This is a genomic window from Paenibacillus contaminans (assembly GCF_003285015.1).
Lineage (GTDB): Bacteria > Bacillota > Bacilli > Paenibacillales > NBRC-103111 > Paenibacillus_V > Paenibacillus_V contaminans.
The window spans coordinates 18,721-33,052 of record NZ_QMFB01000012.1 but is presented as its reverse complement, the minus strand read 5'-3'; the positions used below and the strand labels follow the sequence as shown (position 1 = coordinate 33,052).

Here is a 14,332-nt window from a genome sequence, read left to right as displayed (position 1 = left end):
GAGATACGTTCCAAGAGTAAAAAAAGCCGTTACACCGTTTTTGCGGTGCATCGGCTTTTTTTTGCATTTGATGGTGAGCGGAGGAGCTTCCGTCGTCGGCGCCAATGAAAGGTTAGCGAGTCGAATGCTGCTGGATTTCGCACGCCGTGTGAACGAGCACCGCGCGCCATCGAAACTGTTTCGAGAAGCTGCGGGCAAGCGGATTCGGGACCGTTCCGCTGAATCCGGACCGGGCGGTCGTAGTCCGCTCAAGCGGTTCCCAGCGTGACTCCGCGCTCGGCGAGAAATTGGCGATAGGCGATGCTGACCCGGTCGCATCTGAGCGATAGCTCGACCTGCAGATCGAGCGGGAGATCCTCCGGCTTTTGATTTTCGACGATCGGCTTGTCCTGCGCGAAAATCATGTCCTGGAACCGGACGATTTCCTCGTCCGCCATTCCGGTTTCGTAGTTGAACGACATGACGCCGAAGGCGATGGAGGAAGCAGCGTCAACGGGCAGCACGGTCAGCAAAATCGACATCAGATTTTCGGTTTCCCGATCGCGTTTGGTAAACTTCACCGAAAGTGGAGACAATATTTCGTACGTGTAATAGACGTGCTTCGCTTGGCCGGAACCGTCCGGATCGGGCTGGAAGATGGAGATTTCCTCGGAGCGGATGCCGTTCCCGTCTTTGAGAACCCGATAATCGCCGATTTCCGGGTGAGTGGATACGCCCAGATAACCCTCGTGAACAAAAGCGAGATGGCCGACATCAAGGAAGTTCTCGATGATGCGGGGCGGCTTTGCCTCGACCTGCTGCGGTCCCCAGATGACGTTGCGGAAAGAGGCATCGGCGAATTCGGGCAGCGGAATGGCGTCAGGGCGGTTGTTGCCAAGATTGATCCAGATAAACCCGTAACGTTCCTCACAAGCGTAAGGCAGGGCGCGCGCTTTGCCGGGAATCGGCTGCCCGGGCGGAAGCTGCGGAATTTTCACGCAGGCTCCCGAGGAATCATACTCCCAAGCATGATAAGGGCAAACGAGATTGCCGTCGCGAACGCAGCCAAGCGACAGCGCCGCTCCCCGGTGGATGCATAAATCTTTGAAGGTGTGAACGCCTTCGGCATTGCGGTAAACGACGACGCGTTCTCCAAGGACGGTAACTTGCACAGGACGCTCTTGAACGTCGGCCGCCCGGCAGGCGGCAATCCAGTCATTGCGCAGAACGGGATCTTGAACGGGCATTGTCATGTTGCGGACTTCCTTTCTGTTTTCGCATGTCGAACGGGAGGGGCATTACCGACCGCCGGATAAACGGGTGCTTTCTGCACCGCATGCAGCTCCCAGTGCGCGGTGGGGGGGGACGTGTCGGCAGCCAGTCTGCAGTTGAACCCGGCAACGTCGATATAGCATCAAAGCTGCGGGCGAGCTCGAATGCATACAACAACTTAGGAGGCATACAGGGTGGAGCAGGTACAGAAAAACGTCAACCTGGTAGTAGGCGTAGATGACAAAATCGGATACGGAAAAGCGTTCGTGCTCGGACTTCAGCATGTCTTGGCTATGGATCTGTACATCGCGCCGATCATCATTGCCGGATTGCTGTCGCTGGACGCGGGAAATACTTCGTTTTTCATTCAAATGTGCTTTCTTGCGACAGGCCTGGCCACGCTTATTCAAACGGGCTTCGGGATGCGGCTGCCGGTCGTGCAGGGGCCGTCGTACGTACCGATAGGGGCGATAGCCGCGATCGGCGGTAAGCTGGGGCTCGGTGCGGTGGCGGGCTCTCTCATTCCGGGGGCGCTTATCGTAGCGCTGCTCGGTTATCCGCTTAAATGGTTCGCCCGCGCGGTCCGCATTATTATTCCGCCGTTAGTAGGCGGCACGGTCATCGTCATTGTCGGAATTGCGCTGATGCCGACGGCTATGAACAATATTTATCATGCACCGGGAGCCATCGGAACAAACATCGCAATCGGAGCGGTTTCGGCAGCCGTTCTCGTGGTTTGTATTTTGCTCGGTCGGGAGGCGCGGGGGGCGGGCACTTTTTTTCGGCTCATTTCGGTTATCGTCGCCATTGTGGTCGGCACCGTCTTCGCCTCGTTTTTCGGCAAGGTCGATTTTGCTCCCGTCAGGCAGGCGGCGTGGCTTTCGCTGCCCAAAGCATTTCCGTTCGGCGGTCCGATATTCGATTGGAGCGCCGTGCTGACGATGGTGTTTGTGTATTTGATCATTTTGATCGAGACGACGGGCACCTGGTTCGTCATCTCTTCGGTAACCGGCAAAGAGCTGACAGAGGAGCGGCTGAACCGCGCGGCCATGGGCGAAGGGCTCGGCTGCTTCGTCGGCGCGCTGTTCGGCGGAACGCCGATGACCGGCTATTCGTCGAATGCCGGACTGATTGCCGTTACCGGCGTAGCCAGCCGTATGGCGATTATGGCGGGCGGCGTTATCCTCGTTTGCCTGGGGCTTGTACCGAAGCTGTCCGCCGCCATCACGTGCATTCCCGAGCCGGTCATTAACGGGATTTTCGGTATTGTCTGCGTAGCGATCGTCACGAACGGGATGAAGGTGATTCAGCATATCGCGATCGACGAGAGGAACATGATGATTATCGGCCTCCCGATTTTGTTCACGATCGCGGTGACCGTGCTGCCCAAGGATGTCTTGAACGGACTGCCGGACTTCGCGAACTATATTTTTTCCTCCGGCATTACGGTCGGGGCGCTTGCGACGGTCTTGCTCAACCTCATTCTTCCGAAGGGAAAGTGACTGGCAATCATCCCGACTATAACCGGACGTAAATATGCCCGGTGCGCCTCGCCGCGACCTACAGGAGAAGGTCCCAGAGCTGCTTGCCGATCAGGAGCGTCGTAACGATCAGAAACAGCGGCTTTACATATGCGGAGCCTTTGCGGATAGCGACCTGCGAGCCTGTCAGCGCGCCTGCGATCATCGCGATGCCCATCGGAACGCCGTAGTGCCAGTTGACCGAGCCGAGGAAGAAGAAGGTGGCCAAGCTCCCGAAGTTGCTGCCTAAGTTCAGCACCTTGGAGGCGCCGGAGGCGCGGACGAAATCGAAGCCTGCAAACAGGAACATGAAAATGAGAAACGATCCGGTGCCGGGGCCGAAAAAGCCGTCGTAAAACCCGATAACGGTTGTTCCGATCGCAACCGCTGCAAGTGCGGCCGCTGTCAGTTTTCGTTTTTGAGCGTCAGCGCCCCAGTTTTTTTTCAAAAAGGTGTATACGGTCATCGCGATAAGCAGGACGACAACCATCGGCTTCAGGAAGGACGACGGAATAAAGTGAACGGTATAAGAACCGAGGACGGAGCCGATCAGCGCTAAAGGAAACAGGCCCGCGGCAAGACGGCCGTCCACTTTTCCGGATACGAAAAAGGAAATCGAGCTGGTAAGCGACGACATTGTTGCAGCCAGTTTGTTGGTGCCGAGCGCGATGCCGGGCGGCAAACCCGTGAGCAGAAGCGCAGGAAGCGAAATCAGTCCGCCTCCCCCGACGGCGGAGTCGATGAAGGCCGCAAGAAAGCCGGCGATAATGAGAAACAAAAGCATGAGCGGTTCCGGAAAGTCCATGTGCGAATCGATGCTCCTATAAAAATGATTTGAAAGATGGTCCAGCAAACAGTATAGCGGAAAAACATCCGATCCACTATGGGTTAATCTTGTGGGAATGATTCCCTGACGATCCGCCGGCGTTGCTTGAATACGATAATCGCCCGTTCGTGCCTATGCCGGCCTGAACGGGCGATGTTATATTTCCCACCATGCGATATTAACGGTGTTGTTCAACGTTCCGGCGACGGAAAGAGAGGCGCTTACGGTAACGGTCAACACCTTCGTCGGCGGTACGATAATTTGACCGGACAGGCTGACGACGAACATGCCGGTGATTAGCGGCAGCGCCATGAACGAGGCGCCCCCGGTTGAAGCCGAAGTAGACGATCTGGCGGTCATCGCGCTTGTATTCGGACTGCTTAGGTTGGCATTCGCAGGCGTTGCCGCGGAGGGAGCGGTTAACGTGCCTCCGGACACAAGCGACAAGCTGCCGGAAAGAGACGAAAGCAGGTTAAGCGGTACGCCTATGCCTCCGGTTACGCCGGAGACGTACATCGTTTTGCTGCCGCTGTTGTTTGCGATTTGCAGCGTAATGACGACAGAGCCGCCGAGCAGGCCGAGGGTCACGGCATTAGTGGCGCTGACCATGTACATGGATCCCGCTTTGCTTGCATCGCTCTCCTGCGTCGCTATGATATCCGGCGAGCGGAACGTGTTCGTCGCCAACGTGTACACCGGCTGATTGTTTGTATTGATGGCAAAGTGGTTCGTCATGTCGCACCTCCTTCTTGCAAGGGGTCAAGGATTAACACCTGCTGACGTTTGGCGATTGCGGTTGCCGTTAGTTCAGAAGCGGTTCGGCGGTATGCTTTATGAAACATAAACGTTTGCCCTACGTTTTGCCGCTGTTGTTTGCCGGGTCTAAGGCCGCTTTGACGATAAACATCCGGTTTAAAACTCCCACCACATGATGTTTGCCGAGGCGTTCAGTGCGCCGGTTCCCGCCGAAAAGGTCAAGACGCCACCGGGAGGAACGACGATGCCGCCTCCGAAGCCGATCGTATATTGTCCGGCTGCCGCGAGGATCGCGGTGAAGCTGATCGGGCTGCCGCCCAGCGTACCGGTCGCCGTTTTCGTCGTCATGGAGCTGGCGGTTGCGCTGCCGAAATTCATATTGAAAGGAGCGGGAGTCGCAGCAGCCGTGAATGTTCCTCCCGAAGCGATCGTTAGCGTAGCCGCTGCCGTAATGCCGCCGATGATGCGGGATATATACATCGTTTTGCCGCTGCCGCCCGGATTGGTCACCTGAACGAGGAGGTTTTGGCCGGACGGGACACTCGATATGCCCGAGGCAAGCGTAAAGAGGAGACCGGATTTCGCGGCGTCGCTTTCGGCCAGCGACTCGACGCCGGGAGCGGTATACGTATTCGTCGATTGCGTAAATAGCGGGCTGCCGGCATTGTTGAACACGAAAAAGTTGGGCATACGCCTACCTCCCGATAGAAACGTCCAAGCATGAAGCGCGGACTTGTACTTATTGTCAGTATATACGGAAGGGTGCAGCGCGGTATGTGGGAATCACCCTTAAGCAAGTAAAAAGGGCGTTATGAAGAGTAAGGCGGGTAGCAGTGTTTTATCGATACGAAGTGAACGAGAAGTGACTTTGGTGCAAATCAGGAGAGGCGGGGCGTGCTTTGTCCGTTTATGTGAAATGGATATCAAGAGGGGCTTAACATACAAAAAGGCCAGCGTCTTTGACACTGGCCGGCGCACCGGCCGCCTATGGATGAGATGCATGCACTCTGCAGGTATCGAGCGAAGTAGAGCGGCATCTCGTCGAAACGGAACGGCTTCGGAAGAGGAAGCGTTTATCTTTCAGGCTTTCGTCTGGATCAAAACTGAAAACGGGCGTGTCCGGTCGGCTTGTAATTACGGAAACCCTCCAGCTGGAGAAGCTGCTCCTTAACGTTGAGCCCTCCGCGGAAGCCGGTCAGTGCCGCATTCTTGCCGATGACCCGATGGCAGGGGATGACGATCGGCACAGGATTCGCCCCGTTCGCCGTGCCGACGGCCCTAGTCGCGGCAGGGCTGCCGATCGAGACGGCGATGTCGGAATAGCTGCGGGTCTCGCCGAACGGAATCTGCGCTAACGCGCGCCAGACGGACGTCTGGAATGCGGTCCCTCGCAGGTCGAACGGCAAGGTGAAGATCGTACGCTCTCCGTCCAGATACTGCGTCAGCTGTTCGATGTAAGGGGCCATCTGCCGCTTATCCTCAAGCAAGAGCGCCCCAGGAATGTGCTTCTCGACCCAGCTGCGAAGCGTTTCGAACGATTCGTTCGGCCAGGTGATCCGGCATAAGCCGGCGGATGTGGCGGCAATATAAAGCGGTTTGTCCTGGAATAGAGCCGACGTGATGGCGCTCCAATAAACTTCTGTCATTGCTTTGGACATGGCGAACCTCCTTGAGCCCGATAGGCATGAGGTGAACATCCGTAAGCCCGATGGAATACGGATGTGAAATGAGAAGCGCTGCGGAATCCGACCGCCCTGGCGATGTCGGCCACGGGGAGTTCCGACTGGGCCAGCATGTGTCTGGCCGACTCGAGCCGGGTTTGCATCATATGTTCAGCGGGGCTTTGGCCCGTTATGCGTTTGAACGTCCGCTGCAGATGGTACGGGCTTATATTCAACTGGGCCGCCATAACGGAGAGCGTCAACGGCTCCGCATACCGGCGCTCGATCAGCTCGAGCGCCGATTGGGCGAGCTGCGCGTCGGGCCCGTGCCGCCCCGGATCCTCGGGACGGCAACGCTTGCACGGGCGGAATCCCGCCTTCAGGGCGTCGTCCAGACCGTCGTATACCCGAACGTTCTCCGGCTTTGGGATCCGGGACCGGCACGAAGGCCGGCATACGATTCCGGTGGAGGCGATCCCGACATAGTAGATACCGTCGTATCGGGTGTCCCGCCGCAAAATCGTAGCGTAGACCGCCTGAAATCGTTCCTCTTCCGTCATAGGTCTCGCCTCCTTCATGCGAACATTATACCCCTATGGCGGCGCCGGAATAAACCTTTGGCAATAGGACAGCAAGATTTCGACAGATTCGCGGCCGAAGAATCCGTCCCGAACTTGCTCCTAGCTTAGCATCTCCGCTCGCGGTCCGCGCACCGAAATCATCCGGCTCCACACAAGCCGGCAACCGAAGCGATTCCACCAAACGCTGTCCGGTACGCCAGTTAGTAACCTTTCAAGTCTTATCCTATAGATTTCAAGGATGTAAGGCATTTGATCGAGTAACGGGTAGTGAACCTTGTGGCAAACGAAATGATAGTTGCGTATGGCTCACTATTTGGCGAGAACGAGCATTTTACCTGCGAAATAGTGAGGACAGCCTCATGAACAATAAGGTTTTCTCCACTAGTTGCACGATTCGTGCATAACTGACGATACGATATCCGTGTTCGCTTTCGTAACCAGGTCATCAATCCGTAGTTTTAGATTTGAAGGACTGCTAGCCTTCCTAAACCTTACTCTCGACCATTAGCGGCAATCGAAAGATCCAGATCGTTCAGCGTACGGCGAACGGTTCCGTCTTGCCCGACATGCAGGGTGAGACGGTCTCCTGCAAGCGAACGGTAAGCGACCGAAACCGTTCCGCCGCCGCTTTCAAACTGAGGCGGACGGTTTGCCAGCAGCGCTGCGAGGAGGTCGGTCGTTTCGCCGGCTCCTGCATACACGGCTGCTTCGCCGAGCTCCGGCTTTGCATGGCCGGCATGCAAAGCCGACTGCGTACGATGGCGCAGCAGCACCTCTTCCGCCTCTTGCTTGCCGATCACCTCGAGCACGACGCCATTTCCCCGGCCCGGCAAAGTCAAGGCCATACCTAGATGGCTTGTACGGGCCGCCGGTTTATGACGCATATGCACGGCGAGGTACGCGGAGCCGATGTCTCCGACCCAGAGCTTGTCGCTTATCGACCATACGCCATGAGGCAAAAAGCCGACGACAGTCGGGTCGTCCCCGTCCGGCACAGGGTACAAGGCGGCAACGACGGTACGATGGAGCAGCACTTCGCAATGCCGGCTCGCTTGACGGGCGCCTCCTGCTTCATACCCTTTACCCGGATGGAAGAAAAACGCCTGATTCGCCGCACCGTCGGCGCTAGCAGGGAACGTGACGTCCCAGCGGTGCTGCTCGTTCAAATATTCCTCGGCATATTCCAATACGCCCCCGACGGCAAATTGCCCCGTACGGTATATGTATTGATGCAGAGGGGCGGACGCTTGGCCCGGCGGGGGCGGCAGCGGAGCTTCCCATACCGTCGGTTCGGTGTCGAGCGCGAGCTGCATAACTTCGGGGGATACTCGGTATGAAAAGAGACCCGCGCCCTCCAGCCTTGCAATGTCCGCCGGAAAGCCGAAATCGCCGAACTGCACGTAGTCGAACAGCGTATTGCGGTCGGACGGCGTGTCGTGCGGCAGCACGCGGGAATGAGGCCCGATCCAGGCGCCTTTTAAATAACAGCGGGCGCGGTAGTCCCACAGCCAAGCGAGCGTTTGTCCGGCAATCCGTTTGGCTTCAGAATCTTCGCTAACCTCCCACGAGCAAGTAAACGCTTGTATCCAATGCCAAAACCAAGGGAGCGCGCCGTATTCGTGGAAACCGTTAGCCTCGACATGGCTGCGGATGGCGTCCAAATTTTTTACGGCTGTCTCATGGAGCTCGGCGTCGTTGAAGTAGACCGCCAGCATCAGCTGCAAATTGCAGCGTTTTGCATCGTGATGGTGGAACTGCGCAGGGCCGTCAGCATAAAGACGGCTGCGATAAACGTGAGAAAGCGCTGTGTGGAGCTCAGTCTTAAGCGTTTCCGACAGATCGCTCTTGTATTTGATAGCGAACAAGGAAAGCAAATTGCCGACCAGCTCGACAGGCAGCGGATGGGGCCGGGCGTTATCCGGATCGCTGCCGAGCGCAAGCGGCCAGTGGCCGTAAAGCTCCGTTTGCGGGTCGCGCTGCTGCATGCGCAGCAGGCGAAGCAGCATGGCTTCGGCGAGCTTGCGGGCCTTGCCGCGTTCTCCCGGTAAGCGGATATCTTCGCGGCATGATGCGAGATACAGGTGCAGCGCAAAATACAGATTATCCCGCATATCTCCGTGAAACCATAAGCCGCTTGACTGAAGCGGCAGTCTTAGAGCGGCGGCCGCCGCCTTCTCGATCACTTCGGTTCGTCTTGCTTCAAATTCCGTCATGGTTGTTCGGACCTCCAAGTCGATAATGGGCAGCTAACGCAGCATGCGGCTGACAGCGCGTTCGTACCATTTCCAAGGGATAATTGCTTTAACGAGACTAAGCATCCGCGAGCCGCGGCCCAGCGGATAGCGCAGCTTGGGAGAGCGGGCAAGGACGATGCGGACGATCGCTTCCGCGACCGCCTGGGGTGCGGGGGCCGTTTCCGCGGTTCGCCGGGAATAGTCGAGAACGCGGTCGAGCTTGGCGCGGTATGGCGACTGCTCGGTACGGCTTATTTGGGCGAAGCCTTTGGTCCAAATGTTTGTCCGGAATGCGCCCGGCTCGACAAGGACGACCTTCAAGCCGAAGTCGGCCAGCTCCAGACGAAGCGATTCGCTAAAGCCCTCGACCGCATGCTTCGAAGCGGCATACGGCGCGTAACCGGGCAGGCCGACAAGTCCGCTGACGCTGCTGACGTTGACGATCGTCCCGGATCGGCGTTCCCGCATATGGGGGAGCACGGCCTGCGTCATGGCCACCAGCCCGAAGAAGTTCGTCTCGAACTGCCGGCGCCATTCGGCGATCGGCACTTCTTCCGCGAAGCCGCCCAGCGCGAAGCCCGCATTGTTGATGAGCGCGTCGATCCGTCCGTGCCGGTCGATTACCGCCGCGGAGGCGTTCTCGATCGCTTGGTGATCGGTAACGTCCAGCGGCATGCATTCGATCCGCTCCGAAACGCCGGCGAGTTTCGCTTCTTGTAAGAGCGCTTCGCTTCGCGCCGGATCGCGGACGGTCGCGACGACCGTATAACCGGCCTTGGCAAGTGCGACTGCCGTCAACAAGCCGAAGCCGCTTGAAGCGCCGGTAACGATGGCGACGGGAGTGGCCGTTTGCCCGCTGTGCATGTTCATTTCTCCTTTGAATTCTTATGTAAGTCCACACGATATGCGGCAACGGAATATACCGTCCGTTGTCCGCGCCGCCGGGTAACGGCTGCAAGAGGTTCATTTTTACGAAAAAGGGCGGAAAGCGTTACAGCTTCTTTCTGACCATCAGCGGCACGCCGATGCCGTTAGCGACCCCTGCCAGAAAAGACCAGCAGAGTCTTCTATAAAACGGCAAATGCCGCGTATAAACGGCGCTGTATTCCATTTCCGCTACGGCTCCGCGGTTGCGCTTGAATTGAGCGGCGCCCGAGCTTTCGTTCAACACGCGACCGTTTTCGGAGGCTATCCGAATGAGCATGGCCGAAAGCATCCGGTACAAGCCGGTTTCCAAAGACAGCTTGGTATCGTATCCGAATACAGGCGTCGTCATAACCCCATTCCGGTAAAAATACCCGAGCACCGCGTCAATTCGTCCCGTCTCCCGATGGCGAAGCGCTGTCAGATTAAGCGTGCGCCGCTCCAGCGTCAGCCGGAAGAACCGCTCGGTAAACTGCGGATTGTCCGCCGAATATTTGCCCAGATATAGATCGTTGTACAGCTCCCGGATGCGCGGCATGTCCTCCGGCAAAAGCTCGTCCGCCTGGACCTCATTGTATCCGTTTTTGGCGATCAGCGCATGGTCTCTTTTCAACAGCCATCTTGCCTTCGAATTCATAAAAGACGGATCGGCCGGATCCAGCAAATAAATTTGCCGGCTCGCCGCCAGCGTAAAGCCCATATTGCGGAACGTCCCGGGAAGCGTCCGGTCGGTGAACCCGTTGACGGAACGGAACACGACGGCATGACGGGGGAATGACCGGGCCAAAAAAAGCGTCGCCGCTTCGAGCTGCTCGGCCGACAGGGCGGGATAGAGGTTGGTGGACAGCAGCCAGTTGTTTACATGGACGACCTTGTTGATCCGGGATGCTTTCAGAAGCAGGCCGATCGTATCGAGCACCGGCTTGAGCACGCGTTCGAGCAAAGGGCTGTTCAGCATGACAAGCTCCTGTTTCGCATAGGTCACGTAATGCGTATAGGGCGAGCAGACGTAGGCGTTCCCGTATTCTCGCTCGTTAACGGTAACCGGGAGCACGATATCGTCCACCAGCAGGACGCGGAAGGAGGTGAGGACATTGGCGATAAAAACGTCCGTGCCTTGCTTCACGAGCGGCTCCAAATAACGGCGGGCATACTCACCGTCCTCCGTGTCCGGCCAAGGAAGCCGGTCAATCGTATGCGCGTCATACAGCTTGATGGTCGGCTTCAAGGGCAAATCTCCTTTCTACCCGGCGGAGCTTGACCGCTCCCGGCGTATGGTCGTAATCGCGGAAGCGGACGAAAGGCAGCGCGCACTCCATGCGGCGGCACAGAGACTCGAGCGACAAAAGCACGGCCTCTTGTACCCGCTGCCGTTCCGCGTCTTCGACAAGCAAAAAGATATCGATTTTGTCGGGCGCGTGCTGAACGATCCGGTACTGCTGCACAACCGGGGCGGATGTAATGACGACGCGCGTAAGGAAATCTGGAAATAGGGGGACTAGCGGTCCTTGCCGTCTGGACGGTCGCAAATAGACCATGTCGTCGCAGCGTCCTTCGATGCGCTCGATCGCCGTAAACGGCGAACCGCAAGGACAAGGGGCTGCCGCCTCTGTCAAAATGTCGTTCAGCCGATACCGGACGATCGGCTGCGCACGGCGCGAAAAATCGGTAATGACCGGCACGAACTTTCGCAGCTTCGCATCGAGGTATTCCTTCTGGATGCAGACGATATCTTCGTTCAAATGCAGCGTGCCGTGCGCGCAGGTGGAAGCGAGAAAGCCTTCGGTGCATTGGTAAATCTGATGGACGATTTGACCGAATGCCTCCCGGATATAACGTTCGTCGAGAGGGTCGAGCGTTTCGGCGACGGAGACGATTTTGAGCGGAGCGATTTGCAGCCGCCCCGAGCGTTTGGCGTCGGCGAGGAAGCGCAAAACCGAAGGAGGCGCGACGAGCAGCGTCGGCAAGCTGCCGTTCAGCTTGCTGATATGCTCTTCCAGCGGATCGAGCAGGTCGTAGAAGTCGAATTTGAGACTTCCGCTGTCCACGCTGCCGTACAAGTTGCTGTTCGCACGCAGGAAAAAGGCGATACGCTCCCGGTGAAACAGCGAACGGGGCAGCACCTTGGCCGTCACGCAGCCGACCCAAGCGAGCCGTTCCCGCGCACTGACAAGAAAAAGCCCGCGATTGCCCGACGTGCCGGAGGAAAGTCCGATCGTCACATTGCCGATCATCGGACTGAAATCGCGGCTGTGCTCCGCTTCCAGCGCGATCCGGAATGCATCGTCCTTACGGATGCCGAGCGTATTCAGCTTGTCGAAATGCTCCATCATGAGCGTTTTGTCGATTGCCGGAAGCCGTTCCCATTCGGCTAAGGAGGAATGGCCCCAGTGCTCGCGATAAAAAGGGGAGAGGCGGCGCACCGCCTTCAGATGCCGCAGGATCCGCTTCAGCTGCCACCGCTTCAGCCGGTCTCGGCCCATCAGGCGAAACCGGTACTTGGTTCGCAGGTAGTGCCATAAAATAATCAGCTTGCCGATCATAACGCAACGCCGTCCTTCACGTAAGATGTCCACGGCTCGGTGCAGTGCGACGGGACGATGCGAACCTGCGGGAATTTCTCGTGGAGCAGACGCAAGCGGCGGAAGCTGTCCCGGAATTCGCTGCGGTTCGCCATGATGAGGCCGGCCAGCGGATGGGGCGGCCGGTTTTCTCGGTATGCTTTGCTCGACCATACCGCATCGGCGCACAGCAAATAATCATGCGACTCGGTTGCAACGAGCAGGCCGATCTGACCGTCTGCATGCCCTGGCAGATCGACGGCGATGATGCTTCCGTCGCCGAACACGTCCAGCCCTCTCGCGAACGGGTAGCCGTCCGGCAGCCGGACGGTTTGCTTTTCGTCGAAGGGCCTCGACCGCAGCTCGAAGTCCGCAGGCAGCAGCCCCGGCAGGAAGGCGGCGCGTACGGCTGCGAACCCTTTGCGGAGCTTGACCGCATCGTACGCTTTTTGCAGGTAGTGAAACGTGGCATTCGGAAAGTCGCGGAGACCGCCGAGATGATCGGCATGAAAGTGGGAGAGGACGATGTGCCGGACTTCGTCCGCTTCGATCCCGAGCTTAAGCAATTGACTCGCCGCGCTTTCCTCCGGCCGGAAGAAAACGGGGGTTACGCGAGCGTAAAGCGAGTAGGGGAAACGTTTCGTCTCCGTATAGAAGCGTTCCGAATAACCGGTATCGAACAAAATCGGCCCAAGCTCCGGATGTCCGATGCAGGCGAAGCCGGCGGGAAAACGGCTCGAGCGGAAAGAGCCGCCGCGTATTGTCAAATATTCGCTGTGCGTGCAATAGCCTGCGGCAAGCAGCCTCAGGGTGACAGGTATGCGTTTCATCGATGCAGACTGCTCCTTTCGTGCTTGCATCCGCTTCAGGACCTTGAACGAAGAGGGCAAGGTTATGGCTGGAAAAGCGGGAATAACTGAAAAAACCAACCTGCAGCTATTTTCGGCTGCAAGTCGAGAAAAAGGCATTTTAACGCGAAAACTTACAGATAACTTTGGATATTTCAGCCTTTAGGTAATTTCAATAATCGCGTATCGCGCCACCATTCCGCAAAAGCGTCCAAGCCGGCGGCGACGCTGATTTTCGGCTCGTATCCGAGTTCCCGTTTGGCCGCGGAGATGTCAAGCGTCTGGCTTTTGGCGATAACGCCGACGGTGTAGCGGGTCAACAGCGGCTCCCGGCCGCTTCCCGAAACGCTAGCGGCGAGCTCCAGCATACCGGCCAGTGCATAGGCGGCGGGATAAGGGATTTTTTTGGCCCTTAGAGGCTGGCCGAGCTTCCCGAACAGCTGCCGAAGCGCGTCGATCAATTGTACGGGCTCTCCGTTCGATATATTGTAAACCTTGCCCAGCACCGAATCGGGGGCGGCAGCGCACAGCATAAGCGCGTCTACGGCATTATCGATGTAAGTAAGATCCAGCACGGCTTTCCCGCCGCCGATAAGCGGCAATCGGCCCCGTTCGTTCGCCAGCAGCAAACGCGGCAAAATGGTTCTGTCCCCGGGACCGAATATCGCACGCGGGCGAATCGTTACGGCAGCAAGCCCTTCCGCCCGGGCGCGGTCGATTTCACGCTCGGCCTCCAGCTTGGTCGCCGCGTACAGATTGACGGGTTTGGCGGGAAGCGGAGCGTCTTCGGCGATCGCAAACCGGTCCTTGAAGTCGAAGTAAATACTCGGCGTGGATACGTGAATGAGCCGCTTGACGCGATGGGCGATGCAGCCGGCCGCGATATGCCGGGTTCCCAGTACATTGCTTCCGTAAAAGTCGGCGTACTTTCCCCAAGGCGACGAAAGCGCTCCGCAGTGGAACGCATAGTCTTGCCCTTGGCAGGCACGGATAACGGCAGCTTCGTCCTGCAGATCGAGCTCGATAAAGCGGCGGACGCCTTGCCCGATCAGCAGGGCTCCTTCCCGCTTGTTTCTTCCTGCGGCCGTGACCTCCCAACCTAGCGAGGCCAGACGCCCGGCCAGCGCGCCTCCGAGAAAACCGGTAGCGCCGGTTACGAGTGCTCTCATC

Annotated in this window: 13 protein-coding genes; 1 reads left to right on the top strand and 12 read right to left on the bottom strand. The window is 57.9% G+C overall.

What is annotated here, in order from left to right; all coding sequences use genetic code 11:
• Positions 1-248 precede the first annotated feature (248 nt).
• On the bottom strand, positions 249-1,226 hold the full coding sequence (locus DQG23_RS20155) for an aromatic ring-hydroxylating oxygenase subunit alpha (RefSeq protein ID WP_113032901.1): 978 nt from the start codon (positions 1,224-1,226) through the stop codon (positions 249-251).
• Between the two features lie 219 nt (positions 1,227-1,445).
• Here DQG23_RS20155 and DQG23_RS20150 point away from each other — a divergent pair, with 219 nt between their 5' ends.
• Positions 1,446-2,753 carry a nucleobase:cation symporter-2 family protein gene (locus DQG23_RS20150; protein ID WP_113032679.1) on the top strand — a complete coding sequence of 436 codons (1,308 nt, stop codon included), beginning with the start codon at positions 1,446-1,448 and terminating at the stop codon, positions 2,751-2,753.
• A gap of 58 nt (positions 2,754-2,811) precedes the next feature.
• Here the strand turns inward: DQG23_RS20150 and DQG23_RS20145 are convergent, their stop codons facing one another.
• The 11 genes from DQG23_RS20145 to DQG23_RS20095 all read right to left on the bottom strand — a co-directional run bounded on the left by DQG23_RS20145 (position 2,812) and on the right by DQG23_RS20095 (position 14,331).
• On the bottom strand, positions 2,812-3,576 hold the full coding sequence (locus DQG23_RS20145; RefSeq protein WP_113032678.1) for a sulfite exporter TauE/SafE family protein: 765 nt from the start codon (positions 3,574-3,576) through the stop codon (positions 2,812-2,814).
• Between the two features lie 177 nt (positions 3,577-3,753).
• Positions 3,754-4,332, bottom strand: coding sequence for a hypothetical protein (locus DQG23_RS20140; protein WP_113032677.1), 579 nt, complete (start codon positions 4,330-4,332; stop codon positions 3,754-3,756).
• A gap of 177 nt (positions 4,333-4,509) precedes the next feature.
• Positions 4,510-5,043 (bottom strand): hypothetical protein, encoded by a 534-nt coding sequence (locus tag DQG23_RS20135; protein ID WP_113032676.1) that lies wholly within the window; start codon positions 5,041-5,043, stop codon positions 4,510-4,512.
• 407 nt (positions 5,044-5,450) lie between these two features.
• On the bottom strand, positions 5,451-6,011 hold the full coding sequence (locus DQG23_RS20130) for a methylated-DNA--[protein]-cysteine S-methyltransferase (RefSeq protein ID WP_113032675.1): 561 nt from the start codon (positions 6,009-6,011) through the stop codon (positions 5,451-5,453).
• Entirely contained in the window at positions 5,996-6,574 is a 579-nt protein-coding gene (locus DQG23_RS20125; protein WP_113032674.1) for a bifunctional transcriptional activator/DNA repair enzyme AdaA, read from the bottom strand. Before DQG23_RS20125 ends, DQG23_RS20130 begins: the two co-directional genes overlap by 16 nt.
• Positions 6,575-7,086: 512 nt before the next feature.
• Positions 7,087-8,808, bottom strand: a complete 1,722-nt coding sequence (locus DQG23_RS20120; RefSeq protein WP_113032673.1) for a hypothetical protein — start codon at positions 8,806-8,808, stop codon at positions 7,087-7,089.
• 33 nt (positions 8,809-8,841) lie between these two features.
• Complete coding sequence (locus tag DQG23_RS20115) at positions 8,842-9,699, bottom strand: SDR family oxidoreductase (protein WP_113032672.1); 858 nt, start codon at positions 9,697-9,699, stop codon at positions 8,842-8,844.
• 121 nt (positions 9,700-9,820) lie between these two features.
• Entirely contained in the window at positions 9,821-10,981 is a 1,161-nt protein-coding gene (locus tag DQG23_RS20110; RefSeq protein ID WP_113032671.1) for a GNAT family N-acetyltransferase, read from the bottom strand.
• Entirely contained in the window at positions 10,956-12,296 is a 1,341-nt protein-coding gene (locus DQG23_RS20105; protein WP_113032670.1) for a F390 synthetase-related protein, read from the bottom strand. The genes DQG23_RS20110 and DQG23_RS20105 overlap by 26 nt, the downstream gene beginning before the upstream one ends.
• Entirely contained in the window at positions 12,293-13,144 is an 852-nt protein-coding gene (locus DQG23_RS20100; RefSeq protein WP_113032669.1) for an MBL fold metallo-hydrolase, read from the bottom strand. Before DQG23_RS20100 ends, DQG23_RS20105 begins: the two co-directional genes overlap by 4 nt.
• A gap of 173 nt (positions 13,145-13,317) precedes the next feature.
• Complete coding sequence (locus tag DQG23_RS20095; protein ID WP_113032668.1) at positions 13,318-14,331, bottom strand: NAD-dependent epimerase/dehydratase family protein; 1,014 nt, start codon at positions 14,329-14,331, stop codon at positions 13,318-13,320.
• Position 14,332 lies beyond the last annotated feature (1 nt).

Bases quoted from the DNA above. Each gene is read 5' to 3' on its own strand.
- DQG23_RS20155 (WP_113032901.1), bottom strand. From the start codon at position 1,226: ATGCCCGTTCAAGATCCCGTTCTGCGCAATGACTGGATTGCCGCCTGC.
- DQG23_RS20145 (WP_113032678.1), bottom strand. From the start codon at position 3,576: ATGGACTTTCCGGAACCGCTCATGCTTTTGTTTCTCATTATCGCCGGC.
- DQG23_RS20140 (WP_113032677.1), bottom strand. From the start codon at position 4,332: ATGACGAACCACTTTGCCATCAATACAAACAATCAGCCGGTGTACACG.
- DQG23_RS20135 (WP_113032676.1), bottom strand. From the start codon at position 5,043: ATGCCCAACTTTTTCGTGTTCAACAATGCCGGCAGCCCGCTATTTACG.
- DQG23_RS20130 (WP_113032675.1), bottom strand. From the start codon at position 6,011: ATGTCCAAAGCAATGACAGAAGTTTATTGGAGCGCCATCACGTCGGCT.
- DQG23_RS20125 (WP_113032674.1), bottom strand. From the start codon at position 6,574: ATGACGGAAGAGGAACGATTTCAGGCGGTCTACGCTACGATTTTGCGG.
- DQG23_RS20120 (WP_113032673.1), bottom strand. From the start codon at position 8,808: ATGACGGAATTTGAAGCAAGACGAACCGAAGTGATCGAGAAGGCGGCG.
- DQG23_RS20115 (WP_113032672.1), bottom strand. From the start codon at position 9,699: ATGAACATGCACAGCGGGCAAACGGCCACTCCCGTCGCCATCGTTACC.
- DQG23_RS20105 (WP_113032670.1), bottom strand. From the start codon at position 12,296: ATGATCGGCAAGCTGATTATTTTATGGCACTACCTGCGAACCAAGTAC.
- DQG23_RS20100 (WP_113032669.1), bottom strand. From the start codon at position 13,144: ATGAAACGCATACCTGTCACCCTGAGGCTGCTTGCCGCAGGCTATTGC.
- DQG23_RS20095 (WP_113032668.1), bottom strand. From the start codon at position 14,331: ATGAGAGCACTCGTAACCGGCGCTACCGGTTTTCTCGGAGGCGCGCTG.